Annotated in this window: 24 protein-coding genes; 12 read left to right on the plus strand and 12 right to left on the minus strand. The window is 62.0% G+C overall.

The genetic code is table 11. The annotated features are described in order from the left end of the window. Positions 1–44: 44 nt before the first annotated feature. The gene (locus IE188_RS11145; RefSeq protein ID WP_191286564.1) at positions 45–722 is read right to left on the minus strand and encodes an ABC transporter ATP-binding protein; all 678 of its coding nucleotides are present in this window, start codon (positions 720–722) and stop codon (positions 45–47) included. Next, on the minus strand, positions 715–2,001 hold the full coding sequence (locus tag IE188_RS11150; RefSeq protein WP_191286565.1) for a lipoprotein-releasing ABC transporter permease subunit: 1,287 nt from the start codon (positions 1,999–2,001) through the stop codon (positions 715–717). Before IE188_RS11150 ends, IE188_RS11145 begins: the two co-directional genes overlap by 8 nt. 323 nt (positions 2,002–2,324) lie before the next feature. On the opposite strand from IE188_RS11150, the gene IE188_RS11155 reads away from it, so the two are divergent. The 4 genes from IE188_RS11155 to IE188_RS11170 all read left to right on the plus strand — a co-directional run bounded on the left by IE188_RS11155 (position 2,325) and on the right by IE188_RS11170 (position 5,041). Further along, positions 2,325–2,828: a type III secretion system chaperone family protein gene (locus IE188_RS11155; RefSeq protein ID WP_191286566.1), complete on the plus strand. Its 504-nt coding sequence runs from the start codon at positions 2,325–2,327 to the stop codon at positions 2,826–2,828. A gap of 107 nt (positions 2,829–2,935) precedes the next feature. Next, positions 2,936–3,760 (plus strand): pyrroline-5-carboxylate reductase, encoded by an 825-nt coding sequence (gene proC, locus IE188_RS11160; RefSeq protein ID WP_191286567.1) that lies wholly within the window; start codon positions 2,936–2,938, stop codon positions 3,758–3,760. Then, the gene (locus IE188_RS11165) at positions 3,753–4,091 is read left to right on the plus strand and encodes a tRNA-binding protein (protein WP_191286568.1); all 339 of its coding nucleotides are present in this window, start codon (positions 3,753–3,755) and stop codon (positions 4,089–4,091) included. The genes proC and IE188_RS11165 overlap by 8 nt, the downstream gene beginning before the upstream one ends. Continuing rightward, on the plus strand, positions 4,091–5,041 hold the full coding sequence (locus tag IE188_RS11170) for a 2-hydroxyacid dehydrogenase (protein WP_191286569.1): 951 nt from the start codon (positions 4,091–4,093) through the stop codon (positions 5,039–5,041). Before IE188_RS11165 ends, IE188_RS11170 begins: the two co-directional genes overlap by 1 nt. Here IE188_RS11170 and IE188_RS11175 read toward each other — a convergent pair. Further along, positions 5,028–5,636 (minus strand): thymidine kinase, encoded by a 609-nt coding sequence (locus tag IE188_RS11175; RefSeq protein ID WP_191286570.1) that lies wholly within the window; start codon positions 5,634–5,636, stop codon positions 5,028–5,030. The two genes, IE188_RS11170 and IE188_RS11175, sit on opposite strands and share 14 nt — an antisense overlap. Before the next feature lie 359 nt (positions 5,637–5,995). On the opposite strand from IE188_RS11175, the gene IE188_RS11180 reads away from it, so the two are divergent. Continuing rightward, on the plus strand, positions 5,996–6,454 hold the full coding sequence (locus IE188_RS11180) for a hypothetical protein (RefSeq protein ID WP_191286571.1): 459 nt from the start codon (positions 5,996–5,998) through the stop codon (positions 6,452–6,454). 4 nt (positions 6,455–6,458) lie between these two features. Here IE188_RS11180 and IE188_RS11185 read toward each other — a convergent pair whose 3' ends face one another. Together IE188_RS11185 and IE188_RS11190 are read right to left on the minus strand one after the other, a co-directional pair. After that, the gene (locus IE188_RS11185) at positions 6,459–6,812 is read right to left on the minus strand and encodes a diacylglycerol kinase (RefSeq protein ID WP_407648234.1); all 354 of its coding nucleotides are present in this window, start codon (positions 6,810–6,812) and stop codon (positions 6,459–6,461) included. Continuing rightward, positions 6,809–7,177 carry a YigZ family protein gene (locus tag IE188_RS11190; protein ID WP_229836746.1) on the minus strand — a complete coding sequence of 123 codons (369 nt, stop codon included), beginning with the start codon at positions 7,175–7,177 and terminating at the stop codon, positions 6,809–6,811. Before IE188_RS11190 ends, IE188_RS11185 begins: the two co-directional genes overlap by 4 nt. A 73-nt stretch (positions 7,178–7,250) precedes the next feature. Between IE188_RS11190 and IE188_RS11195 the strand changes: the two genes are divergently transcribed. Continuing rightward, positions 7,251–7,493, plus strand: coding sequence for a hypothetical protein (locus tag IE188_RS11195; protein ID WP_191286574.1), 243 nt, complete (start codon positions 7,251–7,253; stop codon positions 7,491–7,493). Here the strand turns inward: IE188_RS11195 and glpK are convergent. The 5 genes from glpK to IE188_RS11220 all read right to left on the minus strand — a co-directional run bounded on the left by glpK (position 7,480) and on the right by IE188_RS11220 (position 12,809). Then, a complete protein-coding gene (gene glpK, locus IE188_RS11200; protein WP_191286575.1) occupies positions 7,480–8,946 on the minus strand; it encodes a glycerol kinase GlpK in 1,467 nt (488 codons plus the stop codon). The two genes, IE188_RS11195 and glpK, sit on opposite strands and share 14 nt — an antisense overlap. A 336-nt stretch (positions 8,947–9,282) precedes the next feature. Continuing rightward, positions 9,283–10,653 carry a glutamate--cysteine ligase gene (locus IE188_RS11205; protein WP_191286576.1) on the minus strand — a complete coding sequence of 457 codons (1,371 nt, stop codon included), beginning with the start codon at positions 10,651–10,653 and terminating at the stop codon, positions 9,283–9,285. A gap of 67 nt (positions 10,654–10,720) precedes the next feature. After that, on the minus strand, positions 10,721–11,233 hold the full coding sequence (locus tag IE188_RS11210; RefSeq protein ID WP_191286577.1) for a hypothetical protein: 513 nt from the start codon (positions 11,231–11,233) through the stop codon (positions 10,721–10,723). Further along, on the minus strand, positions 11,230–12,114 hold the full coding sequence (locus IE188_RS11215; RefSeq protein WP_191286578.1) for a GNAT family N-acetyltransferase: 885 nt from the start codon (positions 12,112–12,114) through the stop codon (positions 11,230–11,232). Before IE188_RS11215 ends, IE188_RS11210 begins: the two co-directional genes overlap by 4 nt. Beyond that, the gene (locus IE188_RS11220) at positions 12,084–12,809 is read right to left on the minus strand and encodes a 16S rRNA (uracil(1498)-N(3))-methyltransferase (RefSeq protein ID WP_191286579.1); all 726 of its coding nucleotides are present in this window, start codon (positions 12,807–12,809) and stop codon (positions 12,084–12,086) included. Before IE188_RS11220 ends, IE188_RS11215 begins: the two co-directional genes overlap by 31 nt. A gap of 11 nt (positions 12,810–12,820) precedes the next feature. On the opposite strand from IE188_RS11220, the gene ubiA reads away from it, so the two are divergent. The 3 genes from ubiA (at position 12,821) to IE188_RS11235 (ending at position 16,295) form a co-directional block, all read left to right on the plus strand. After that, on the plus strand, positions 12,821–13,789 hold the full coding sequence (ubiA, locus tag IE188_RS11225; protein WP_191286580.1) for a 4-hydroxybenzoate octaprenyltransferase: 969 nt from the start codon (positions 12,821–12,823) through the stop codon (positions 13,787–13,789). Between the two features lie 64 nt (positions 13,790–13,853). After that, positions 13,854–15,941 carry an OmpA family protein gene (locus tag IE188_RS11230; protein ID WP_191286581.1) on the plus strand — a complete coding sequence of 696 codons (2,088 nt, stop codon included), beginning with the start codon at positions 13,854–13,856 and terminating at the stop codon, positions 15,939–15,941. 24 nt (positions 15,942–15,965) lie between these two features. Further along, the gene (locus tag IE188_RS11235; protein ID WP_191286582.1) at positions 15,966–16,295 is read left to right on the plus strand and encodes a hypothetical protein; all 330 of its coding nucleotides are present in this window, start codon (positions 15,966–15,968) and stop codon (positions 16,293–16,295) included. A 23-nt stretch (positions 16,296–16,318) separates the two neighbouring features. Here the strand turns inward: IE188_RS11235 and IE188_RS11240 are convergent, their stop codons facing one another. Then, positions 16,319–18,361: an NADH:flavin oxidoreductase gene (locus tag IE188_RS11240; protein WP_191286670.1), complete on the minus strand. Its 2,043-nt coding sequence runs from the start codon at positions 18,359–18,361 to the stop codon at positions 16,319–16,321. Between the two features lie 90 nt (positions 18,362–18,451). Beyond that, the gene (locus tag IE188_RS11245) at positions 18,452–20,011 is read right to left on the minus strand and encodes a trimethylamine methyltransferase family protein (protein WP_191286583.1); all 1,560 of its coding nucleotides are present in this window, start codon (positions 20,009–20,011) and stop codon (positions 18,452–18,454) included. Between the two features lie 81 nt (positions 20,012–20,092). Between IE188_RS11245 and IE188_RS11250 the strand changes: the two genes are divergently transcribed. The 3 genes from IE188_RS11250 to IE188_RS11260 all read left to right on the plus strand — a co-directional run bounded on the left by IE188_RS11250 (position 20,093) and on the right by IE188_RS11260 (position 25,659). Next, positions 20,093–20,710, plus strand: coding sequence for a TetR/AcrR family transcriptional regulator (locus tag IE188_RS11250; protein ID WP_191286584.1), 618 nt, complete (start codon positions 20,093–20,095; stop codon positions 20,708–20,710). 84 nt (positions 20,711–20,794) lie between these two features. Beyond that, a complete protein-coding gene (locus tag IE188_RS11255; protein WP_191286585.1) occupies positions 20,795–22,450 on the plus strand; it encodes a sulfatase-like hydrolase/transferase in 1,656 nt (551 codons plus the stop codon). Next, a complete protein-coding gene (locus IE188_RS11260) occupies positions 22,447–25,659 on the plus strand; it encodes a reductive dehalogenase (protein WP_191286671.1) in 3,213 nt (1,070 codons plus the stop codon). Before IE188_RS11255 ends, IE188_RS11260 begins: the two co-directional genes overlap by 4 nt. Positions 25,660–25,663 lie beyond the last annotated feature (4 nt).

Raw genomic sequence — 25,663 nt, forward strand, 5'->3', positions numbered from 1 at the left:
GGCTCTGTGTGACGCGTCACGCGAATGTCAGGGATCGCGAGCGGTCAGACGATCACGCCCGCATCCAGCCGCAGCGTCCGATCCATCCGTGCGGCAAGCTCAAGGTTATGGGTGGCGATCAGGGCCGACAGCCCGGTGTCGCGGACAAGCTCCATCAACGCGTTGAACACCGTATCTGCAGTGTCGGGGTCAAGGTTGCCGGTGGGTTCGTCCGCCAGCAAAAGCGCGGGACGGTTCGCCAGCGCCCGGCAGAAGGCGACGCGTTGCTGTTCGCCGCCTGATAGTTCTGCGGGCCGGTGGGTGGCGCGGGTGTCGACCCCCACGCGCGCCATCAGATCCATCGCGTGATCGCGGGCGGCTTTGTCACCCACACCATTGGCAAGCTGCGGCAGGACGATGTTTTCCATCGCGGTGAACTCCGGCAGCAGGTGGTGGAATTGATAGATGAACCCGACCTCGTTCCGGCGCGCGGCGGTGCGTCTGCGATCCGACAGCGCCCCCATATCCTGCCCGTTGATCGCCACCTGCCCCGCATCGGCGGTGTCCAAAAGCCCGGCGATGTGCAGAAGCGTCGATTTGCCCGAGCCAGAGGGGGCGACCAGCGCGAAGACCTCGCCCCGTGCGATCTGAAGGTTAGCCCCGCGCAGCACCCGGATTTCACCGGGCGTGCCTTCGTTATAGGTCTTTTCGATGCCTGACAGGTGCAGAACGGGATTACTCATAGCGCAGCGCCTCGACCGGGTTCATCCGGGCCGCTTTGCGTGCCGGAAAAAGCGTAACAAGAAAGGACAGGGTCAGGGACAGGCCCACGGCGGACGCCACGTCCCAGAACTCCAGCTTGGCGGGCAGGCGATAGATGCCGCGGATCGACGGATCCCACACCCCGCCCCCGGCAAAGTAGTTCACCGCCGAAAAGATCGCGTCGATGTTGATCGCAAACAGGCAGCCAAGGATGACCCCCGCGATGGTGCCGACAATCCCCGTCAGCGACCCGCACAGGAAGAACACGCGCAGGATCGACCCTTCGGTCAGGCCCATGGTGCGCAGGATGCCGATGTCCCGCCCCTTGTTCTTCACCAGCATGATCAGGCCCGAGGTGATGTTCATTGACGCGATCAGAACCAGCACGGACAGGATGATGAACATCACGTTGTCTTCCATATCCAGCGCGCGCAAAAACGCACCAGAGCGGTCGCGCCAGGTCCAATAGGAGGAAGGTTCTTCCGTTGCTGCCAGAATATCCTCAATCAACCGGTCCACACGTTCGGGGTCTTCGACAATGACTTCGATCTGATCGGCAGCCCCTTCGCGGTTGAAGAAACTCTGCGCCTCGGCAAAGGGCAGATAGACGCGGGTGCGGTCAATGTCCCAGCGCCCGGCGGTGAAAATATAGGTCACGTCATAGGCATTCACCCGCGGGCTGGTGCCGAACGCCGTTTTCACTCCGTTGGGCGAGATAATCTTGATCTTGTCCCCCAGCCCGATGCCAAGCTCGGCCGCCACGCCAGACCCGATGGCGATGCCTTGTTCGAACGCGGTGATGTCGCCCAGAAAGCTTTCGGGCTTGGCCACGCGCGGGATCGCCAGTAAATCGTCATAAGAGATGCCAAACACCTCGACCCCTGCATTATTCTGACCGGCATTCGCCATCACCTGCCCTTTGATCAGGGGCGCGGCGCGTATCACGCCGGGAACTTGGGTGATGCGGTCTGCCCAGCCATCAAAATCGGTGATCGTCCGTTCGACCTGCCCGTTCTCGTTCACATAGCTTTGGGCGAACACCTCGACATGGGCATTGGCGCCAAGGATCGTGTCGACAAACTCGTCACGAAACCCGGTGCGCACAGCCAGCGTGATGATCAGGGCGGCAACGGCCAGCGTGATGCCGATCAGGCTGATCCAGGTCATCGTGCTGACGCCCCCATCGGCGCGGCGCGCCCGCAGGTATCGCCAGGCGATCTGCCACTCGAACCGTGAAAACGGGGCTGTGTGTTTGGACACCTGTGACTCCTGACCTCTGATCTTTCGCGGCAAGTTGGGGGTTCCGGGGGGCAACGTCAAGCCAAGGGCGGCGCGCAGGCTTTCTTTCGCGCGACCAGCCCGCCCCGATTAACCTGTGGAGAAACAATCGTTTTCTGTGGACAACTGCTTCCCAGGCGAAAGTTTGTCTTTACAGGGATGTGGTGACCTGACACCATATCTAGTAAGGGCAAGGCGCGCAGAACGCCGAACCTAGTACAGGCATCAAGCTTTAGTGGCTGCATGTGGCGCCAATCCGACCACCTGCCACCCGCCGCAAAGCCAACAAAGGGAAGGACAAGAAAATGTCCGCCACCGAGCAGTTCATCGAAAGCGACGATCTTCACCCGATCGACATTGTCGAAAGCATCGCCGAACATCACGCGTGGGAATTCGACCGCGTGGCCGACGACCAGATCGCAATGGCGGTCGAAGGACAATGGCGCACCTATTCGATCACGCTGGCCTGGTCGCCCTATGACGAAACCCTGCGTCTGATCTGCACGTTCGAGATGGAGCCGCCGGAACACAGCCTGCCCCGGCTGTATGATGCGCTGAACCGCACCAACGACATGTGCTGGACCGGGGCCTTCACCTACTGGCATGAACAACGGCTGATGGTCTATCGCTATGGCCTTGCGTTGAACGGGGGGCAAACTGCCAGTCCGCAGCAGATCGACCAGCTTATTTCAAGCGCGGTGGCAACCTCGGAACGCTTCTATCCCGCCTTCCAACTGGTGTGCTGGGCGGATCGCAGCGTGGACGACGCGCTGCAGGTCGCCATTGCCGAGGCTTATGGCCGGGCCTGATCCGGCCATATGACAGGTTCTGAAAGGCTCGGCTTCGGTCGGGCTTTTTTACTGGCCCGTTGCCCGATCCACGCGCTATCCATGGCGGCAACAAAGGAGGACCCGACATGAGCGACGGACACATGAACGAGCTTGAGGCGCGCGGCCTCGTGCTTCTGGGCTGTGGCAAGATGGGATCAGCGATGCTGGAAGGCTGGCTGGCGCAGGGGTTGTCCCCGACATCGGTCTGGGTGAATGATCCCTACCCGTCCGATTGGCTGTCGGAAACAGGCGTTCATCTGAACACGACACTTCCCGACGCCCCGGCCATCGTTTTGGTGGCGGTGAAGCCGCAGATGATGGCCGACGCGCTGCCGACGCTGGCCGAATACGGCAACGGCGACACGCTGTTTCTGTCGGTCGCGGCGGGCACCGCGATTGCGACCTACGAAGCGATGCTGGGCGATCAGACCCCGATCATTCGCGCCATGCCCAACACCCCCGCCGCCATCGCGCGCGGCATCACGGCAATCTGCGGCAATCGACACGCCACGGCCGCACATCTGAACTTGGCCGAGGCGCTTCTGTCCGCCGTCGGACAGGTTGTGCGTCTGGACGGGGAACATCAGATGGACGCGGTCACGGGTGTGTCCGGTTCCGGCCCGGCCTATGTCTTTCACCTGATCGAAACGCTGGCCGCCGCCGGTGTGGCGCAGGGGCTGTCGCCCGATCTTGCCATGCAGCTTGCCAAGGCAACCGTGGCAGGCGCGGGCGCTCTGGCGATGCAGGCGGATGATGACCCCGCACAGTTGCGGGTCAACGTGACCAGCCCCGGCGGCACGACCGCCGCCGCGCTTGAGGTGTTGATGAATGAAAAAGACGGCTTCCCCGCGCTCCTGAACCGCGCTGTCGCCGCCGCGGTCAACCGTTCAAAGGAGCTTGCCAATGGGTGATCTGAGTTTCGACGATTTCCTGAAAGTGGACATTCGCAAGGGCACCATCACCCGCGCCGAACCGTTCCCCGAGGCACGCAAGCCCGCCATCAAGCTGTGGGTCGATTTCGGGCCGGAGTTGGGCGAAAAGAAAAGCTCGGCCCAGATCACGGCACATTACGCGCCGGAAACGCTGGTGGGCAAAGAGGTTCTGGCCGTCGTCAACTTCCCCCCGCGCCAGATCGGCCCGGTGATGAGCGAGGTTCTGGTGCTGGGCCTGCCTGACGAGAACGAGGATATCGTGCTGCTGACCCCCGACAAAACGGTGCCCAATGGCGCAAGGATGTACTGATGCGGCTTTTCATTTCGCGCCCCCTGCCCGACACCGTGATTGATCGCGCCCGTGCGGGGTTCGACGTGACTCTGCGCACCGACACCACATCCATGTCGCAGGACGAGATGGTGACAAGCCTGCGCGACTTCGATCTGGTGTTGCCGACGCTAGGGGATTTTTATTCCGCCGATGTGTTTACGGTCGCAGGCGACATCCGCGCCAAACTGTTGGCCAATTTCGGCGTGGGCTACAATCATATCGACGTGGACGCCGCCCGCGCACATGGCGTGGCCGTGTCCAACACGCCCGGCGCCGTCACAGATGCCACCGCCGACACCGCCATGACCCTGATCCTGATGACAGCACGTCGCGCGGGTGAAGGCGAACGGATGGTGCGCGCGGGCCGATGGGAGGGGTGGCACCCGACGCAGATGCTGGGCTTGCACGTCACAGGCAAGACCGTGGGCATCATTGGCATGGGCCGGATCGGCGAAGCCATCGCCGCCCGGTGTCACCATGGCTTCGGGATGGATGTGGTTTTCTTCAACCGCTCGCCCAAATCCCCGCCCTTCCCGGCGCAACAGATGGACAGCATTCAGGACGTGGCGCGCGCCTGCGACATTCTAGTGATTGCGGTGCCCGGCGGCGTGGATACCCGGCACCTGATCGGCGCAGGCACGTTCGCTGCAATGCAACCCCACGCCTTCCTGATCAACATCGCCCGCGGTGAGATCGTGGACGAAGCTGCCCTGATCGCGGCGCTTGATGCCGAGCAGATCGCCGGTGCCGGGCTGGACGTTTACGAGTTCGAACCCAAAGTGCCGGACGCTCTGATCGCCCGTGAAGACGTGACGCTGCTGCCCCATCTGGGCACCGCCACGCTTGAGGTGCGAACCGCAATGGGCATGTTGGCACTGGATAATCTGGAAGCATTCGCCGCAGGCAAGCCGCTGGTCAGTCCCGTCTAGGGTCAGCCCCGGTGGCGATATCGCCCACCGCCTCGCGCCAGTGTCGCCGACACAACGAGACATAGCTTTCGTTCCCGCCGATCTGCACCTGATCGCCTGCGGTCATCACGTTGCCTTCCCCGTCTTGGCGCACAACCATCGTGGCCTTTTTGCCGCAATGGCAGATCGTGCGCACCTCGCGCATTTCATCGGCCAGCGCCAAAAGCGCCGCCGAACCGGGAAACAGGTTGCCCTGAAAATCGACGCGCAGACCATAGCACATGACCGGAACGCCAAGGTCATCGACCACGCGCGCCAGTTGCCAAACCTGATTGGGTTCAAGAAACTGCGCCTCGTCAATGAATACGCAGGCGCATGGCCCCGCCTGCAAGCGCGCGCCGATCTTCTGAAACAGATCTTCACCAGCCGTGAATGTATCGGCCCCGGACCCAATGCCGATCCGGCTGCCGATGCGCGCTTCGCCCGCCCGGTTGTCCAACTGTGCGGTGATCAAATAGGTCTGCATGCCACGTTCGCCATAGTTATGGCTGGCCTGCAGAAGCAGGGTCGATTTGCCTGCATTCATCGTCGAATACTGAAAATAGAGTTTTGCCATGCACCGGAATTACGCGGCGGCGGGCCTGCAATCAAGACCAACCGTGCGTTCGCGTCGCGGCGAAAAGGGGGCCACAGGGACGAATTCGTTACCGAGATCTGCGGGTCGAAACCCTGGGGATGGAACGGACCTCAAACTCACTACGGGTGTCCTGCTGGCACTGATCCGATCAGTCGACCGAACCCCCGTCATAACACACATGACGGCCCTTTCCGCGCGCTGGCGCGACTTGCGCCAAGCACTCGATAAACTCACCAACTTGCCACGGTTCAATAAAGCCATTCCATTGCGCGCAGATTAATGGGAAAAGAAATGCGGTTTTCCCCGCAAGTTGATGCGGACGCGACGAGGTGACGAACATGGACAGTATTGGCAGCTATCTGAAAAAGCACACCGAGGCTCTGGTCAAGGATGTTGGGCTTGAAGCCGCCTGCGAGCTTACCGGCAAATCGAAAGCAACGCTGGGTCGGTACTATTCAGACAGCGACGAACACGCGGATCGCTTCATGCCCGTCGACGCGGTGGCCCTGCTGGAAGAGGCCGCCCGCTATCCACACGTAACCGGCGCGCTGGCCGAGCTGCGCGGCATCACCATGTCCTATGATGCCGAGCGCAAGAACACGCAAGGCGGGGGCGTCAATTCGGACGTGATCGCCCTGTCGCAGCGGTTTGCGATGCTGATGGGCGAATATCAGCAATCCATCGAAGACGGTGTGATCACCATCAACGAAGCCAAGCGCCTGTTGCGCGAAACACTGGCACTTCAGCACGTGCTGATCGACATGAAACTTCATCTGGAAGCGGAAAGCGGCAGCTAGGGCGTCAGCCCAGCAAGATCGCCAACCACGCCACAGCGCCCGCCATCGCCGTCAGTACAACGAATGCGCTGGCGGCATCTTTGGCCTGCGCGGCCAAGGGGTGCGTCTCCGTCGTGATCAGATCGACCGTCCGTTCGATGGCCGTGTTGATCAGTTCGGACGCGACGACCAGCAACGACAGCGCCAGCAGCAAGGCGCGCTCGGCCCCCGTCAGATCAAGCCACAGCGCAAGCCCGCAGGACAGCAGACAGACGACGCTCCACTGCCGCACCGATTTTTCCGATTTCCAGGCCATGCGCAATCCGGCCCACGACCAATTCCACCTTTGCCACCAACGTTTCAGTTCAGATTTGATCAACCCTGCGCCTCCGGTTGCGTGTTGGCAATGTAATGGTCCACGCAATCCTGCACCCGGCGAAAGCGGTCGCCACCCAGCTTGGTGCCACCAAACCAGCGCGTGACCACGATGATATGCCCATGCAACCCCTCGCGTTCCAGCATCCGCAGTATGACCAGACCCGCCCCGGCCTCTCCATCGTCGCCCTTGACCGGGCCTTCGTCGGGCAGGATTGCCGCCCAGGTGTTGTGCGTGGCCTTGGCAAAGCGCTTGTCGCGGGTCAGCTCTTTCAAAAAAGATTTCACGTCACCGCGCGATGCCACCGGCCCGCCCGACACGGCATATTTCGATCCCCGGTCCGTCAGAAATCCGCTGAATTGCTGCACTTGCTTCCCCCTGCTTTGCCCCGCAGCCAAACGTGACGCTGGCCTTTGGCGTCTGAACGCGTAAACTCGACCCATGTTTACCATTGAGCACGAATTTGATGCCACTGTCGTCACCCTTGTTGACGAAGGCAGCGAGCATTTGAACGAAGATGTCACGATCAACGCCTTTGACGACTGTGTCACGCTGGAACAATGGGATTCGCGCACGGACCTGGTGCACCGGATCACGCTGTCGCTGGCGCAACTCAGGGATCTGACCGCCGCGCTGAACCTGCCCGAGGGGATATACCGCTCGACCCAGGTCAAGGACGGCTGAGCGTCCGCCCCACCGCATCCTGCCACGCTGCATAGCGTCGGTCGCGGGTTGCTGCGTTCATCCCGACCTCGAACCGTTTGTCCAGCGCCCAGCGTTGGGCGAACCCGTTCTGGTCCGGATAGATCCCCGCCTGCATCCCCGCCAGCCATGCTGCGCCCAGCGCTGTGGTTTCCAGGACGGTCGGGCGATCAACCGGCGCCCCTGTGATGTCGGCCAAGAATTGCATGGTCCAATCCGATGCCGCCATGCCACCATCGACGCGCAATACCGTTTTCGCCTGCACGCCCATATCCGCCTGCATCGCATCCAGCAGGTCACGGGTCTGGAACCCGACGCTTTCAAGCGCGGCGCGGGCAAACTCTTTCGGGCCGGACCCGCGCGTCAGGCCGAACACCGCCCCACGACAGTCCGCATCCCAATAGGGCGCACCCAGGCCTGTGAAAGCCGGGACCAGTATAACCTCCTGTTCTGGGTCGGCGCTGGCGGCCAACTCGCCCGTTTGGGCGGCGTCGTTGATGATCCCCAGCCCGTCGCGCAGCCACTGCACCGCTGCGCCCGCAATGAAGATCGAGCCTTCCAGCGCATAGGTCGTCTTGCCGCCGAATTGATAGGCAATCGTGGTCAGCAATCGGTTGGATGAGGCAACAGGTTCATCCCCGGTGTTCAAAAGCGCAAAGCAGCCGGTGCCATAGGTCGATTTCATCATGCCGGGCGTGAAACACGCCTGCCCGATGGTGGCCGCCTGCTGATCGCCCGCCACGCCCATGATCGGGACTTGCCCCCCCAGAAGGTCGGTAGTGCCGTAATCCGCGGCGCAATCCAGAACCTCGGGCAGCAGGGACATGGGGATGTTCAAAAGGTCACAGATATCTTCATCCCAAGCGCCGGATTTGATGTCGTATAACATCGTGCGCGCGGCATTGGTCGCATCCGTGACATGGCGCGCACCACCGGTCAATCGCCAGATCAGGAACGTATCGACCGTGCCGAAGGCAAGCTCGCCCGCTTCGGCACGGGCACGCGCGCCATCCATTTTGTCCAGTATCCAGGCCAGTTTCGTAGCCGAGAAATAAGGATCCAGCAACAACCCCGTGCGTTCGGTCACAAGCGCCTCATGCCCATCTGCCTTCAACCTGGCGCAGATCTCGGCCGTGCGTCGGTCCTGCCAGACAATCGCATTGCAAACCGGTTTTCCGGTGGCTCGATCCCAGACCAGCGTCGTCTCGCGCTGGTTTGTGATGCCAATGGCCGCAACCCTGATCTCGCCCGCGGCGTCGCGACAGGTGTCACGCACGGTCTGCCAAATCTCTTCGGGGTCATGCTCGACCCAGCCCGATGCGGGATAATGCTGTCGAAACTCCTGCTGCGCACTGCGCACTGGCTGCATGTCACGATCAAACAGAATTGCCCGCGACGAGGTTGTTCCCTGATCAATGGCCAGTATATGTGTCATTCCGCCCTCCCGTCACATCGGATGAGAATCGCTAGCACTCCACATAGCCCCTGTCACGCCCCATTGTCTCCCGAGTTACTTATCGCCCATGTCGATCAAGCGGCAATGTGAGGAGCCTCCGGCGGGGATATTTGAAACAAGAAAAAGAGAGGGGGTCGCCCTCTCTTTCAAGCTTGCGCTTTTCCTTGTGCGGTCATCGGCGTCCCCGCCTGTACCGCCCCTTGAGCATAGTGCGCGAGGGTTAACAAACCGTTGCGCCTTTTCTTGTTTTAAATATCCCAGGGGAGGCCGGCGCTCCAACGGAGCGTCGGGCGGGGGCAGCGCCCCCTTTTGCGATCAGTAGCTATACTCGGCATAGATCCGGCTCAGATCGCCATTCCATTCACCGTCATACTTCGCCAGCAGCTCACAGGCGGGCGAGCGGCCTTCCTCGACGCTTTCCTGAAGGGCGTTCAGGAAGTGGGTCTCATCCGGGACAAGCCCTGCGTTTCCAGCGCGGGCGCGAGCTTTCAGGCCGGCTTCGGCGATTTTGACCGCTTCACGCGCGAGGTCCAGCAGCTTTACGCCGCCAGCCTCGCCTTGCAGGCCTTTGACCGAGGCTGCGACCCGAAGCCCTTCGCGGGTGTCCGCGTTAAGGTTTTTCACCAGATCCCAAGCCGCATCAAGGCTGCCCTTGTCGTACATCAAACCGACCCAGAACGCAGGCAGGGCGCACAGGCGGCGCCACGGGCCACCATCGGCGCCGCGCATCTCCATATATTGCTTGATGCGGGCCTCGGGGAAGATGGTGGTCAGGTGGTCGGCCCAATCGGACAATGTCGGCGTCTCGCCGGGCAGCGCGGGCAGTTTGCCTTGCATGAAGTCGCGGAACGACTGGCCCAGCGCGTCGATGTATTCGCCGTCGCGATAGACGAAATACATCGGCACATCGAGGGCGTATTGCACGTAACGCTCAAACCCCATGCCGTCCTCGAACACGAACGGCAGCATTCCGGTGCGCGCCGGGTCCAGGTCGCGCCAGATGCGCGAGCGCCAGGATTTGTGGCCATTGGGTTTGCCTTCGAAGAAAGGCGAATTGGCGAACAGCGCGGTGGCAACGGGTTGCAAGGCAAGCGCCACACGGAATTTCTGCACCATGTCAGCCTCGTCCGCGAAGTCGAGGTTCACCTGAACGGTGCAGGTCCGGTACATCATCTGTTTGCCGTGTGTGCCGACCTTGTCCATATAATCGGTCATCAGTTTGTAACGCCCCTTGGGCATCACTGGCATCTGGTCATGCGTCCATTCTGGCGCCGCGCCCAAACCGATGAAGCGCGCACCGATCCCATCGGCGACATCTTTCACTTCGCGCAGGTGTTCGTTCACTTCGTCACAGGTCTGATGGATGCTGTCCAAGGGCGCGCCGGACAGTTCGAACTGCCCACCCGGCTCAAGGCTGATATTCGCCCCGTCGCGTTCAAGGCCGATCAGGTTGCCCGCCTCGCGCACCTCGGTCCAGTTGAAGCGGTCGCGCAGCCCTTCCAGCATCGCCAGAATGGACCGCGGCCCCTCATAGGGCAGCGGGTTAAGGGTGTCTTGACAATAGCCGAACTTCTCATGCTCGGTCCCGATCTTCCACGCATCACGCGGTTTGCAACCGTCTTCCAGAAATTGGGCAAGTTGATCTTGGTGGGTGATCGGTCCGCCGCCGGACTGAGGGATGGACATGGGCGTCTCCTGCGTGTGTGCGCGCCTTTTGGGGGTTGTTCAGTGGTGGGCCAACGGGCCGGAACTGTCAATGCAGCTTCGCGACGCCGCGCTGCCAGATCACGACGGTGTCATTGGGCGGTTGGTTGGCGGCGCGAATGGCTGCGTCGATATTGGCGCCGGGCAAGGCGGTCAGCGCATCGAACAGCGCCTCGGCCCCTTCGGCGCGCACCGGAATGAACAAGATTTCATTGCCTGTACGAAAGCGCCAGACCGCCAAGCCAGCACGGTCGGTGGCTATTTCGATCCGACCAACATCATCCAACGATGCGAAACCGCCGCCGACGGGGGCAAGATAGGTGATCTGGCGTTCATCGACCTGCACCACTCCCACACCGCCATGACCTGCACGAATACGCGCGTGACGCAGTCCTGACCACAGAATCGCAGCCCCAACCGCGGTGATGGTCAGCCCGATCCATTTGATTGCCCCCAGCGATCCCCAGGCCCACCACAGACCGAAAAGGATGATATTGGCCCCAATCAGTGCCTCGCGATAGCGCGTCAGGGTGGCCAGGGCGTCTGCCCGCACAAAGCTCATGCCTCCCCCACGGTAAAGGGCTCTTTCAAGATGGCCAGATGGTATGCGCCGACACGCGCAAACCCGATCGCCTCATACGCACGACACGCGGGGGCGCTGCTGGCAAACAGAACCGCTTCCTGAACGCCCTCGGCCCGCGCCTCCGCCAGATGCAGCGCCACGGCCCGACGTGCGTAGCCGTTCGAGCGCAATGCAGCAGGGGCATACACCGCACCGATCTGCACCATATCAGGCAACCGGGCATTGAAAGCCGTCATCGCAACAGGTCGATCATCATGGATCAAAAGCCGCGTCTGACCGGCCAGGATGGACCTCTCGGCCCGCTCTTCTGCCTCGGCCGCCACGCGCGCGGGCGTGCTCATCCGCAATTCGGTGACATAGTCGCGATGCCAGTCTTCCAGCAGGGCGCGATCTGCTTCAACAGGGGCGCGCAAATGACCCGGCCCCTCTGGCAGGATGAGTGCGTCGAGGGAAAGGCAATACAGCGGCTCAACATCGTCCAAAGCATAGGCACACCCATCCAGCCCAAGGAACGCGCGCCCCGTCGCGACCTGTTGCGCATCGCCGGTGATCCCCAGGATGCTTTGCCCCGTCATGCTGTCACGAAACGCGATCCAGTCGGCGTCGGTCGCATCCGCCGCCTGCATCATGACAAATCCGCCGTTCGACCGGCCGAAAACCGCCCTGATGCCACTGGCGTCTTCGCTCAGCCAATATGTCGTGGCGCGCGATGCCGCAGACCTGGCAAGCCCGTATTCCAGAAGGTTGGATCGCAGGAACATGCTTGTATCAGCGTGCCGCGCCAAAAAGGCATCAATCGCAGCCTCATCCCCCGGTCGGGCCTTGCGGATCACGTCCAGTCCCCCAAGACCTGCTGCCACAAGGTCATCGCCGCGACGGCTGCGGTATCGGCCCGAAGGATACGCGGGCCAAGGCTGACGGGATGGGCAATGTCCATCGCGCGGAGGCGTTCGCGTTCCCGATCGGAAAAGCCGCCTTCAGGCCCGATAAAGATCGCCCAGCGATGCCCACTGGCCGCTGTCAGTGTTTCGGCAGCACCGACCAGAGCTTCGTCACAGAACATGATTTGGCGATCGTCCGGCCACGCATCCAACAGTTTGTCCATGCGCATCAGGTCCACGACCTCGGGCACATAGGTGCCGCCGCATTGTTCGGCGGCTTCAACGGCGTGGGCTTGCAGGCGGTCGCGCCGGATGCGTTCGGAGTTGGTAAACTCGGTTTGCATCGGCTGGATCAGCGCCGCCCCCATCTCTGCCGCCTTCTCAACGATGAAATCGGTGCGCGCCTTCTTGATCGGCGCGAAACACAGCCACAGGTCGGGCGGCATATGCAAAGGCCGCGACTGGGCCTGACATTCCAGCACGCCCTTGCGTTTGCCTGCCTCGATGATCTCTGCCGGGAACTCTCCGTCCCGGCCATTAAACAGGGCCACGACATCGCCTTCACCAAGGCGCATCACCCCGAAAAGATAATGCGCCTGTTCGCGGGACAGCGAAACGGTTTGCCCCTCGGCCAAGGGGTGATCTACATAGAGCCTGACTTTCGCCTGTTTCATGAGGGAAACCTATGACCCAAAACGCCGATATGCCAGAGCCAAAAGGACGCGTGTCCGACGCCTATTCCGGCAATTGGGTCGACCATCGCGCCCCGGCCTGTAGCCGCCCCTATCTGCGCCTGAGCCGCGCGGACAGGCCCATCGGCACCTGGCTTCTGCTGCTGCCTTGCTGGTGGGGCGTGTTGCTGGCGGCCAATGTCACCGGCCGGTTCGGATGGATGGACGTGTGGATCATGGCAGGCTGTGCCATCGGCGCCTGGCTGATGCGGGGGGCGGGCTGCACCTGGAACGACATTACCGACCGCGATATTGACGCACAGGTTGACCGCACACGCAGCCGCCCTATCCCCTCTGGTCAGGTCACGGTACGACAGGCGGCAATCTGGATGGCGGCACAGGCGCTGATCGCGTTTTGCATCCTTCTGACATTCAATACGGCGACGATCCTGCTGGGCATCGTCTCGCTCGTGCCGGTCGCCGTTTATCCTTTCGCCAAACGCTTTACGTGGTGGCCACAGGTCTTTCTTGGCATTGCTTTCAACTGGGGCGCGCTTCTGGCCTGGACGGCGCATACCGGCAGCCTTGGGGGGCCCGCGGTGGCGCTTTATGTCGCAGGCATCGCCTGGACGCTGTTTTATGACACCATCTATGCCCATCAGGACACCGAGGACGACGCGCTGATCGGGGTCAAATCCACCGCCCGTCTGTTTGGCGACAACAGCCGAAAATGGCTCTTTCTGTTTCAGGTGCTGACGGTCAGCCTGATGGCCCTTGCCGTTGTTTTGGCATTGGTTCCGGGCGAAAATGTCCTGTCCCTGGCCGTCGCACTGGGGGGTGTATGGTTTATGGGCTGGCACATGATGTGGCAGCTTCGGCAGTTGAAAACGGATGATCCCGCGACCTGCCTGTACCTGTTCAGGTCCAACCGAAATACCGGGCTGATCCCTGTGCTGTTTCTCGCCTTTGCGATCCTGCTGTGATTGCACAGGGCTGCGACACGCCGTAAGAAGCATGGGATTCACAAGAAAACGGACGCCTTTCAGTATGCGCCTTTCGCAAGTATTTCTGGTTCCCGCCTCGTTCTTCATCGCTGCATTGGTGTCGCTTCTCGCTGCCAACCTTGCCGTGTCCACGATCGAGCGGACATCGCAAGACGGTGTCCGGGACGAGCTGTTTCTGCAAGGCCATGAATGGGCCAGTGTCGAAGCCGATGGGCTTCAGGTGGTCCTGTCCGGCGTCGCCCCCAGTGAAACGGCCCGGTTTCGCGCGCTTGCCGCTGCCGGGCAGGTGGTCGATTCCACCCGCGTCATCGACAATGTGACCATCCCGGCGGCCGAAGCGATCAAACCGCCGCGTTTCTCGATCGAGATCCTGCGCAATGATGCGGGCATTTCGATGATCGGGCTGATCCCGGCGGCGTCCGACCGCGACGGCCTGAACAGCGACGTCAAGGCGATCGCACGCGATTCGCATGTCACCGATCTTTTGGAAACCGCAGATTATCCGGTGCCGCCCAATTGGGACGAGGTGCTGGCCTTCGCGGTTTACGCGCTTGAAACCCTGCCGCGGTCGAAAATCTCGATGGATGCGGACAAAGTGGCCATCACCGCGCTGGCCGACAGCGAGGAGCAGAAAGCCAAATGGGCGCGTGATCTGAAACGTTCAGCCCCCCGTTCGGCGCTGCTGTCGATCGACATTTCCGCCCCGCGCCCGGTGATCACACCCTTCACACTGCGGTTCCTGATTGACGAAGACGGACCGCGCTTTGACGCCTGTTCCGCCCATACAACCGTCGGGCGGGCGCGGATTGTATCTGCCGCGACCGAGGCGGGCCTGACGAAAGCCGCTAACTGCACCATCGGGCTGGGCGTGCCATCACCGGATTGGCCCGACGCGGTTGAAACCGGCATTCGCGCGGTCAGCGAGCTGGGTGGCGGGTCAATCACATTCTCGGACGCGGATGTGACCCTTGTTGCCCCCGACACCACGTCGCAGGCCACGTTTGACCGCATCGTGGGCGAATTGGAAAACAACCTGCCGGACTTGTATTCCCTGCATTCGGTCCTGCCCGCACCCGTCAAGATCGACGGCAGCGGCGAAGGCAGCGGGCCACCAGAATTTGTCGCCACCCGCAGCCCCGAAGGGTTGGTGCAGATGCGTGGCCGGCTGACAGACGAAACCCTGCGCAGTGCGACTGAAAGCTTTGCCCGCGCCAAGTTCGGATCCGGCAACGTCTATCCAGCAACGCGGTTGGATGGTGAATTGCCGAACGACTGGCCGACCCGTGTTCTGGCCGGGTTGGAGGCCCTGTCTTTCCTGTCCAGCGGATCGGTCGTCGTGCAACCCGAAGTCGTGGACATTCGCGGCGTCACAGGCGACCCGGATGCCAGCGCCTCGGTCTCGCGCGTCCTGAGTGAAAAGCTGGGCGCATCGGAGAATTTCCAGGTCGATGTTGAATACCAGGAGAAGCTCGACCCGCGCCTGGCCCTGCCCACCCCCGAGCAATGCGCCGAAAGCATCAACGCCATCATGGCGAAACAGAAGATCACATTCGCCCCCGGCTCGGCGAATATCGAGGCAACCGCCGCCGGCACCATCGACGAGATTGCCGAGATCATGAAGGATTGCGCCGATGTGCGGATGGAAATCCAAGGATACACCGACAGCCAGGGACGCGAGGAAATGAACCTGGCGCTGTCACAAAGCCGCGCGCAGGCGGTTCTGAACGCTCTGCTGACCCGGCGTGTTCTGACTACGAACCTGACGGCCAAGGGCTATGGCGAAGCGGATCCGATTGCCGATAACAGCACCGAGGACGGGCGCGAAGCCAATCGCCGGATCGAGTTCCGCCTGCTCGACACCACCGTGTCTTCGGAGGGCGCGACGGATGCCGATGATACGGCGGACACGACCGATACGGGCGCGGAGCAGCAGGATACGGACGCGGCCGACGCTGCCACAGACGACACCACCCCGACCGGTGCCGATACCGATGCGGACACAGACGAAAACGGCGCGCCTTCTTCAGACGAGGACGCGGAAGCAGACCCCGACACACCGCCCTTTAGTGGTGTGGATGTCATCACGCCCGAAACCGACGACACCCGCCCCCAACCGCGCCCCGAACGCTAGGCCTCCAGACAAGGACTTTTTACGATGAACAGAACCGAGTTTATCATCGTCACCGCCATCATCCTGTTTGTGGCCTTCGCGCTTGGATGGTTCGCCCACTGGCTGATCCACCGCTTCGTTCAGGTTGCCGGAAGCGACATGGACGAGTTGGACAAAATGGCGCAAGCCCTGCACGAAGCCGAGGAAACGCGCGATCAGGCGATGACCTATCTGCAGCAGCGCGAAGCGGAAATGTCCAACCAGCTTCAGCAGACGGAAGCCGAGCTGAGCGCCGCCATGGATGGCCTGCGCGATGCGCGTCAAGAGGCGGGCGAGTTGCGCGCCTATATCGAACGGGTCCAACAGGGCAACTGACCACGACGATCTGCCTGCGGGCGTCAGATGTCCTTTACCAGTCGCAATGCGTCATAGATCGCAGCGTGCGTGTTGCGTGCCGAGACCGCGTCCCCGATCCGAAATAACTGGAACTTGCCCTCCGGATTGGTGCGGATGGTTTGCGGGCGCCCTGCGATCAGGGCATCGTGATTCACCTCACCACGATTGACGGACTGTTCTTTCAGATCAAAATACAGATCCGCCATCGGCATGGTGCCATAATTGACCACCACCTGATCATAGACCGCGTCGCGCGTATGTTCCGAGTAATCCGTGCCGATGGTGACCCGCAGGCGGTTGCCGTCGCGGACGATCTTCAACAGCCGTTCAGCCACCGTGAACCGCACGCCCCTGGGCTGCATCGCCCGCATGTAAGGCACAAGGTTCATTGCCATGATATCGGGGGCAAAAACCCGGTCGGGGGTCATGACCTCGACCTGCGCCCCTACCCGTGATGCCATCTCGGCCGCCTGCAACGCCGGGTGATCTCCACTTTCGTCATAGATCAGCACCTCGCCAGCGCATTTCGCATCACCTGCGATCACATCCCACGCGCTGACCGCCAGAGGCTGTTCGCCCGTGGTCTCGAACAGCTCGAGGTTCGGCAGCCCCCCGGTGGCGACGATCACCACATCCGGGTCCAGCGCAGTCACATCTGCGGCCTCGGCCCAGGTGTTGAAATGGAACTGCACATCCCGCGCCGCACATTGCGCCATACGCCAGTCAATGATCCCGATCATTTCACGACGCCGAGGGGATTGCGCGGTCAGGCGCACCTGCCCGCCGGGGTCAGGCTGCGCCTCGAACACCGTGACCGCATGCCCCCGTTCCGCCGCCACCCGGGCGGCTTCAAGCCCCGCAGGTCCGGCCCCCACCACGACCACTTTCTTTTGCTCGGCGGCAGGCGCGACGACATGCGGCATGGTCAGTTCGCGCCCCGTGGCCGCATTGTGCATGCACAGCGCATCCCCCGCCTGATAGATCCGGTCCAGGCAATAGGTTGCGCCCACACAGGGGCGAATGTCCTCCTCGCGCCCTTCGATGATCTTCTGCACGATATGGGGGTCGGCCATATGTGCACGGGTCATGCCGACCATGTCCAACTGCCCCGAGGCAATCGCGTGCCGCGCAGTGGCCACATCCGGAATACGCGCGGCGTGGAAGGTGGGCATGCCCACCTCGGCCCGCACCCGCCCGGCAAAATCCAGATGCGGCGAGGCAGGCGCGCCCTGAATGGGGATCATATCCGTCATCGCAGGGTCGGTGTGAATGCGTCCCCGGTTGATGTTCAGGTACTGCACCTGCCCGCTGTCACGCAGCATCCGGGCAATTTCCAACCCCATCTCAGGGTCAATGCCCCCCGCCTCGACCTCGTCCGGGGCAAAGCGTACGCCCAGGATGAACTCCTGCCCGACGCGCGCGCGCACGGCGTCAATGACATCCAGCGTCAGCTTCATCCGCGCTGCCAGATCGCCACCATAAGGTCCCTCCAGCCGGTTGGTCAGGGGCGAGATGAACTGGTCCAGCAAATGCCCATGGGTCATGATCTCGACCCCGTCCATGCCGCCCTCTTTCATACGCTCGGCCGCATCCGCGAAATCCGATATGATCCGCGCGATGTCCCAATCCTCGGCCAGTTTCGGGAACGCCCGATGCGCCGGTTCCCTGTGCGGCGTCGAACAGACAGGCGGCAGCCAGTCGCCCTTGTTCCACCCGGTACGCCGCCCCAGATGGGTCAGCTGGATCATACAGGCCGCCCCATGCTCATGCACCGCATCGGTCAGGTTCCGGATCCACGGCACAACCTCGTCCTTATAGGCAAGGATGTTGTTGAAGACGGGCGGGCTGTCCTTGGACACCGCCGCCGACCCCGCCGTCATCGCCATGGCAATCCCAGCCCTGGCGCGTTCGGCATGGTAGGCCGCATATCGTTCCTTGGGCATCCCGCCTTCGGGATAGGCCGGCTCATGGCTCGTCGTCATGATCCGGTTGCGCAGGGTCAAATGACCCAGTTGATAGGGCTGCAATAACGGATCGTTCGACATCTTCCATCCTTTCACGTGCGCCATGCCGGCTTTTTTCTTGTTTCAAATTTCCCGGGGGACGCCGAAGGCGGGGGGCAGCGCCCCCATCTTCTAGTACCAGGCATCCTCCATCGACGCTTTCCGGCGTGCCACGAAATCCTTCAATGCCTCGTCCACGGCCACATCCATCGGGGGCATTTCATACGCGGCAAGCTGCGCCTTCCAGCGCGTATTCGCACGGCTGGCCATGTCGACCGCCCCCTGTTCGTCCCAGGTTTCCCAGGGCTGGTTGTCGTCCAGAGCGCTGTCGTAATAGGCGGTCTTGTAATGGCGCATCGTGTGTTGGGTCGAAAACAGATGCTCGCCCGGCCCCTGTTCGGCCAGCGCGTCGAAGCCCAGCGTATCCTCGTTCACCGCAACACCGTCCAGATAGGCGTGCAACGCGCCGCACAGATCGAGGTCCAGCATGAATTTCTCATAGGACATGGACAGCAGCCCATCCAGAAACCCCGCCGAATGCAAAAGGAAGTTTGCCCCGCAATGGATTGCAGACATCATCGACATCATGCTTTGCTGCATCGCCTGCGCATCCGGCAGCTTCGAGGTCGAGAAGTTGCCCGCGCAGCGCAAGGGCAGATTCAGCCGCCGCGCCAGTTGCCCATATACAAGGCTGCCCAACGCCGGTTCCGCTGTTCCGAAGGTGGGCGATCCCGACCGCAGGGACATCGAACTGAGGAAACTGGCCAGCACGACCGGCGCACCGGGGCGCTCCAACTGCGCAATCGCGCAGGACACCATGCTTTCGGCCAGGCATTGCGCCACAGATCCCGCCATGGTCAGGGGCGACACTGCCCCTCCCAACAGAAACGGCAGATGGATCGACCCCTGCCCCGCCCGCGCGTATTCACGAATGCCTTGCGAGGTTACACCGTCGATCACCAGGGGGCTTGTCGTGTTGAAATTGCCCATGATGACGCAATTCCGGTCGACGTAATCCGCCCCGAACAGGACGCGGCACATTTCAACACTGTCCGCAGCGCGCTCTGGCGCGGTGATCGACCCCAGAAACGGCCGGTCGGAATACCGCATATGGGCATAAACCATGTCCAGATGCCGCTTGTTCACCGGGATGTCGGTGGGTTCGCAGACCGTGCCGCCGGAATGGTGCAGCCACGGGCTGGCCTGCCCCAGCTTCACGAAATTCTGGAAATCCCCAAGCGTGCCATAGCGCCGCCCCTTGTCCAGATCCATCACGAAGGGGCTGCCGTAGGACGGCGCAAAGACGACGTTGTCGCCGCCAATCTCGACTGAACGGGCCGGGTTGCGGGCGTGTTGGGTAAATTGTGCAGGCGCAGATTTCAGGATCTCGCGGATCAGGCCGGGTGCGAATTTGATGGTCCAGCGTGCCGGGTCAAGTTGCGTGACCTCTCCGCCGGCGCGTCGAAACATCTCGACCGTGTCCGGGTCATCGCGAAACTCGATCCCGATCTCGGCCATGATGCGGTCAGCGGTGGCGTCGATCCTGTCCAGCGCCTCGTCACCCAGGATGTCGTATGTGGGAATGGCGCGCGTGATGTACGGGCGTTCAAGGTGCGGGTTTTGCCCCGGCGAGCCGTCCCGCGCCTGACGCCTGCCGCGCCCGCGGCGGGGGGCCAGTCCTGTGTCGCTCATCGCATCCTCCCAGTTACGAGTCGCATCTGACATAGATGTCAGCACATTTGACAGTTGCGTCAAGTTTAATAGAATGCCCGTATGAATGAAATGACGTCCCCCCGCCCCCGCGCCTCGGAACAGATGTGGCTGGATGAGGCCATGGCATTGCTGATCGAGGCAGGTGTGGATGCCGTGAAAGTCATGCCGCTGGCCAAACGTCTTGGCCTGACACGCACCGGGTTCTATCACCATTTTCGTGACCGGGACGCGTTGCTCAGCGCGATGATCGCGCGGTGGGAAGACAAGAACACCGGCAATCTGGTGGCGCGTTGCGAAGCCTATGCCGAAACCATCTGCGAAGCGATGTTCAACCTGCAGGATTGCTGGTTCAACCCGTCGCTGTTCGACGCGCCGCTTGACAATGCGATCCGCCATTGGGCGCGGCAGGATCCGGCATTGAAGCAGCGGCTTGATGATGCCGATGCGCGCCGCAAACAGGCCGTGTCGGACATGTTCCGCCGTTTCGACTATGCCGAGGATGACGCCGAGGTCCGGACCATGGCGATCCTCTACACGCAGGTCGGCTATATTTCGATGAAGATCGAGGAAGACCCCGTGGCTCGGATCGAACGTGTGCCGGCCTATGTGGCGCTGTTTACGGGCCAAACCCCGACGGCGGCCGAGATCGAAAGGTTCCGCGCCAGAAACGGATATTGAATCCAATATGGGCTGGCGCCGTCTTTCCGTCCATGCTCAAGTGATTCCATTGCGAACAGAACGATGTGGCAGGGGAACGCGGGCATGGTGCCAAACATACTTTTCATCATGTATGACCAGTTGCGGTTCGATTACCTTAGCTGTGCCGGACACCCGACCCTCGACACCCCAAATTTCGACCGTGTGGCCGCGCGCGGCGTTCGGTTTGACCGCGCCTATTGCCAGTCGCCCGTCTGCGGCGCCAGCCGGATGAGCACCTATACCGGGCGCTATGTCTCGTCACACGGGGCGTCGTTCAACAATTTCCCGCTGAAGGTCGGCGAAATGACCATGGGTGACCATCTGCGCAAGACGGGGATGGACTGTTGGCTGATCGGCAAGACCCATATGAAGGCCGATGCCGAAGGGATGGCGCGGCTGGGCCTGTCACCGGACAGCGTGATCGGCGCACGTGTTGAAGAGTGCGGATTTGATGTCTGGGTCCGTGACGATGGGCTTTGGGCAGAAGGACCGGATGGGTTTTATGACCGGAAACGGTCGCCCTATAACGAATACCTGAAATCCAGGGGCTATCCGTCCGACAACCCGTGGCATCACAATGCCAATGCGGGTGTCACGGATGCGGGCGACATCGCCTCCGGCTTTCTGATGATGCACGCAGACAAGCCCGCCAATATCCGCGAAGAAGACAGCGAGACCCCCTGGCTGACGCGGCGCACGATTGATTTCATCGAGGCGCAGAAAGGCAACGGGCCGTGGTGCGCCCATGTCAGCTTCATCAAGCCGCATTGGCCCTATATCGTGCCCGCGCCGTATCACGACATGTATGGCGTGGATGACATCAAACCCGTGATCCGGTCGGACGCCGAACGCCGCAACCCGCACCCGGTTTACGGTGCCTACATGGATGGCGGCATTGGCACGGCCTTTTCGCGCGACGAGGTGCGCGAGACCGTGATCCCCGCCTATATGGGGCTGATCAAGCAATGTGACGACCAGTTGGGGCGGCTGCTGGATTACCTTGAGGACAGCGGGCAAGCCGACAACACGGTGATCGTTCTGACCTCGGATCACGGCGATTACCTTGGCGATCACTGGTTGGGAGAGAAAGATCTGTTTCACGACCCATCGGTGCGGGTGCCGCTGATCATCGCCGACCCGCGCCCTGCCGCCGATGCCACGCGCGGCACGGTCTGCGACAAGCTGGTGGAACAGATCGACCTGGCCGCCACCTTTGTCGACATGGCCGCAGGCGAGGTGCCACGACACATTCTTGAAGGCCGGTCACTGGTGCCTGTTCTGGAAGGGAAAAACACCGCGTGGCGCGAATTTGCGATCAGCGAATATGACTATTCGACCTCGGGGGCGGCGACCCGGCTGGGGCTGGACCCAAAGGATTGCCGCCTGTTCATGGTCGTGACCGATCGCTGGAAGATGATGCATGCCGAAGGCGGCTTTCGCCCGATGCTGTTTGACTTGCAAAACGACCCCGACGAGTTGGTCGACCTGGGCGCATCGGATGATCATGCCGACATCATTGCGGCGCTTTATGACAAGCTGTTTGAATGGGCGCGGCGGCAATCCCAGCGCACCACGGTAACGGACGCCCAGATCGTGGCACGGCGCAAGGGCGGGGCGGGTCGTGTCGGGGTATTGTTGGGGCTTTACGGGGACGAAGATATCCCCGCAGAGTATCTGACCGCCTATACCGGCAAAGCCACACCCGCGGACACGGGCTGAGCGTGCGGCTGTTTTCCACCAGGAACCGTCCGGTACATCTGGGGCCTTATCCGCTGAAAGGGTTGACGCGCGAAATCGTGGATCACGGTCTGACCGACCTGCTCCCATTGACCCCGGTGCGTTTTGACCGTGCCGAACAACCGGACAGCATCGTCAATGCAATGGCCCCGTATCAGGCGGCACTGGACGCGATACGGGACGGCGACGTGAACCCGGCGCGGGCCACCATCCCCGATGATCCCACCGCGCGCGCCGAGCATCTGAAAGCGTTCGGGTATTTCTCGGACGCGTCCATGGTGGGTATCGCGGATCTGAAGGCCGGTGATTTTCTCGGCGAGCCGATCGTGAACCCGGACACTGAGGCGCTTGTCACATCGCTCCTCGGCCGTGAAGTACGCACTTTGGCGGCGGGGATCGACGCGTTGATGGCAGAGTTGCGTGACAGCCTTGGGGCATCGCCGCGCGAGATCGGCAGCCACCGGCACGCTTTGGTTTTTCTCTATGAATATCACCGCGACCCCAGACCGGATGAGCCGGGGGCCGCTTGGATCATGGAGGCGCAGGCACAGCGGGCCTGCCTGCTGGCAGCCGAGACGGCCATTGTCATCGCCAACTACCTGCGCCTTCTGGGGTTCGACGCCAAGGCGCATACCGGGGCGGCGACGGATGTTGATTTGAACCGTCTGGCGGTGACGGCTGGGCTGGCCACTGTCGAAGGCCAGGAGGTTGTCGCCCCATGGATCGGCCCACGATTTGGACTGGCCGCCGTCACGACCGAGATGCAGTTGACGCCCGACAAGCCCCTTGCCGCCCTTTCGAAACAACCATGGCACGAAATCAACGGTCCGGCGTGGTGGCTGGGGACACGGAGTGCGAAATCCGCATTGAACCGCGATCCTTATGCCAAACGCGACTACGTGATGGGCGCCCACCCGTTCGAGCGTCTGAAGCGGGTTGATGCGCCGACTACCTATATCGACGAGCCCAATGTTGCCCGCGTGCCAAAACGCGCAGACATGTTCGCCCGCGCGCAGTTCGGCGACATGGGCAAACATCTGCAAGACAGTTCGACCGGTGGGATGCATGTGCGCAAAGCGGCCCCCAGCTATGCCCAGCGCCGCGCCCTGGGGGTGTTGACCCCGTTGCAGGACGGCCCCGTCGCGGATCAAGCCAACCGCCCTGACGACCCGATAGAGAACGCCGCCGCGCTGAAGGCCGCCTGCTATTTCCTTGGCATCGACGCCGTTGGCACCAGCCGCTGCCCCGACTGGGCATGGTACAGCCACGACGCCACAGGGGTTGAAATCGTCCCGTCCCATGATCAGGCGATCTCAATGATCGTCGATCAGGGGTTTGAGACGATGGAGGGCGCATCCGGTGACGACTGGATCGCCGTCAGCCAGTCCATGAGGGCCTATCTTCGGTTCTCGCTGATCGGCGGCGTGATCGCGCAGCACATTCGCAACCTTGGCTATTCCGCCAAAGCGCACACCGTGATGGACGGGACCGTGCTGCAACCGCCCTTGCTGTTGCTGGCGGGCCTGGGCGAGGTCAGCCGGATCGGCGAGGTTATCCTGAACCCCTATCTCGGCCCGCGCCTGAAATCGGGCGTGGTGACGACGGACATGCCCATTGCGCATGACAAACCCATCGACTTCGGCCTGCAACAGTTCTGCGAAGCCTGCAACAAATGCGCGCGGGAATGCCCGTCGGGGGCGATCACGGCCGGACCGAAACTGATGTTCAACGGGTACGAGATCTGGAAGTCCGACAGCCAGAAATGCACAACCTATCGCGTGACCCAACCCGGCGGGGCAATGTGCGGGCGTTGCATGAAAACCTGCCCCTGGAACCTTGAGGGTCTGTTTGCACAGGCTCCGTTCCGCTGGGCGGCGTCGAACCTGCCGGGTGCGGCCCCGGTCTTGGCCCGGCTGGATGATGCGGTCGGCAACGGTGGTCTGAACGACACCAAGAAATGGTGGTGGGATCTGAAGCTTGGAGAGGATGGCGGCTATCACCCGACCGACGACCCGGTGAACCGCCGCGACCTCAGCCGTGATCTGGATTTACGCTACGAGGATCAGACGCTGGCGGTCTACCCCGCCCCTCTTGCGCCACCACCTTATCCCTATCCGTTCCCGATGGACCGCGAGGCGGGCATCGCGGCCTATCAGGCGTTGATCCCGGCCAGCGAATACCGTGCGCGGCTGGCATCCGGGGATATGACGATGATCCACCGCTATTCCATTCCCGATGACGCCCCGGTACTGCAATTGCTGGTGAAGCGCGTTGAACAGATGGCGGAAGGAGTGACGAAATACGAGCTCGCATCGCTTGACGGAACGCCGCTGCCGGAATGGACGGCGGGCGCGCATCTGGATGTGCTGGTTTCGCCCGAATACCTGCGCCAATATTCGCTGTCCGGCGATCCATCGGACCGGATGACCTATCAGATCGGCGTCCTGCGCGAACCGAACGGGCGCGGCGGATCAGACCTGCTGCACAGATTCTTTACCGAGGGCCGCAAAGTCTTTGTCGCAAAGCCAATCAACCACTTTGAACTTGATGAAAGCGCCACCAAGACCTTCCTGATGGGCGGAGGGATCGGCATCACGCCGATGATCGCCTTTGCCCACCGGCTGCATGCCATCGGTGCGGATTTCGCGCTGCACTATTCGGTCAGCCGTCGGGCAGAGGCCGGGTTCCTGGCCGACCTCGCCGCGGTGCCATGGGCGGATCGCGTGCATCTGCATGTCTCGGACGAAGGCACACGGGCTGATTTCGATGCGATTCTGACCGGCGCGCCTGATGGCGCCCATGTCTATTGCTGCGGCGCGGATCGCTACATGAGCGCAGTGATGGACGCCGCCGAGCGTCAGGGCATTCCCGAACCCGCCCGGCATCTTGAATACTTCACCCCGCCTGAACAGCCGGAATATGAGAACCATCCCTTCGCCCTGACACTGAAGGATGGGCGCCGGATCGAGGTGCCTGAGGACCAAACTGCCGCCGAGGCGCTGAATGCGGCAGGCATTCATGTGGACGTGAAGTGTTCAGACGGGATCTGTGGCGTCTGCAAATGCGGCGTGCTCGCGGGCGAGGTGGAACACCGTGACTTCGTCCTTTCCAATGCCCAGCGCGCGCGCAGCATGATCCTGTGCCAAAGCCGCGCCGCCGATCCGGGTGGCGAGATCGAAATCGACCTATAGAAAG

The organism is Aliiroseovarius zhejiangensis (genome assembly GCF_014656375.1).
GTDB classification, from domain to species: domain Bacteria; phylum Pseudomonadota; class Alphaproteobacteria; order Rhodobacterales; family Rhodobacteraceae; genus Aliiroseovarius; species Aliiroseovarius zhejiangensis.

Excerpts from the sequence above, each read along its gene's own strand:
- IE188_RS11145 (WP_191286564.1), bottom strand. The coding sequence starts at position 722 with ATGAGTAATCCCGTTCTGCACCTGTCAGGCATCGAAAAGACCTATAAC.
- IE188_RS11155 (WP_191286566.1), top strand. The coding sequence starts at position 2,325 with ATGTCCGCCACCGAGCAGTTCATCGAAAGCGACGATCTTCACCCGATC.
- proC (WP_191286567.1), top strand. The coding sequence starts at position 2,936 with ATGAGCGACGGACACATGAACGAGCTTGAGGCGCGCGGCCTCGTGCTT.
- IE188_RS11165 (WP_191286568.1), top strand. The coding sequence starts at position 3,753 with ATGGGTGATCTGAGTTTCGACGATTTCCTGAAAGTGGACATTCGCAAG.
- IE188_RS11170 (WP_191286569.1), top strand. The coding sequence starts at position 4,091 with ATGCGGCTTTTCATTTCGCGCCCCCTGCCCGACACCGTGATTGATCGC.
- IE188_RS11175 (WP_191286570.1), bottom strand. The coding sequence starts at position 5,636 with ATGGCAAAACTCTATTTTCAGTATTCGACGATGAATGCAGGCAAATCG.
- IE188_RS11180 (WP_191286571.1), top strand. The coding sequence starts at position 5,996 with ATGGACAGTATTGGCAGCTATCTGAAAAAGCACACCGAGGCTCTGGTC.
- IE188_RS11195 (WP_191286574.1), top strand. The coding sequence starts at position 7,251 with ATGTTTACCATTGAGCACGAATTTGATGCCACTGTCGTCACCCTTGTT.
- glpK (WP_191286575.1), bottom strand. The coding sequence starts at position 8,946 with ATGACACATATACTGGCCATTGATCAGGGAACAACCTCGTCGCGGGCA.
- IE188_RS11205 (WP_191286576.1), bottom strand. The coding sequence starts at position 10,653 with ATGTCCATCCCTCAGTCCGGCGGCGGACCGATCACCCACCAAGATCAA.
- IE188_RS11210 (WP_191286577.1), bottom strand. The coding sequence starts at position 11,233 with ATGAGCTTTGTGCGGGCAGACGCCCTGGCCACCCTGACGCGCTATCGC.
- IE188_RS11220 (WP_191286579.1), bottom strand. The coding sequence starts at position 12,809 with ATGAAACAGGCGAAAGTCAGGCTCTATGTAGATCACCCCTTGGCCGAG.
- ubiA (WP_191286580.1), top strand. The coding sequence starts at position 12,821 with ATGACCCAAAACGCCGATATGCCAGAGCCAAAAGGACGCGTGTCCGAC.
- IE188_RS11230 (WP_191286581.1), top strand. The coding sequence starts at position 13,854 with ATGCGCCTTTCGCAAGTATTTCTGGTTCCCGCCTCGTTCTTCATCGCT.
- IE188_RS11235 (WP_191286582.1), top strand. The coding sequence starts at position 15,966 with ATGAACAGAACCGAGTTTATCATCGTCACCGCCATCATCCTGTTTGTG.
- IE188_RS11240 (WP_191286670.1), bottom strand. The coding sequence starts at position 18,361 with ATGTCGAACGATCCGTTATTGCAGCCCTATCAACTGGGTCATTTGACC.
- IE188_RS11245 (WP_191286583.1), bottom strand. The coding sequence starts at position 20,011 with ATGAGCGACACAGGACTGGCCCCCCGCCGCGGGCGCGGCAGGCGTCAG.
- IE188_RS11250 (WP_191286584.1), top strand. The coding sequence starts at position 20,093 with ATGAATGAAATGACGTCCCCCCGCCCCCGCGCCTCGGAACAGATGTGG.
- IE188_RS11255 (WP_191286585.1), top strand. The coding sequence starts at position 20,795 with ATGGTGCCAAACATACTTTTCATCATGTATGACCAGTTGCGGTTCGAT.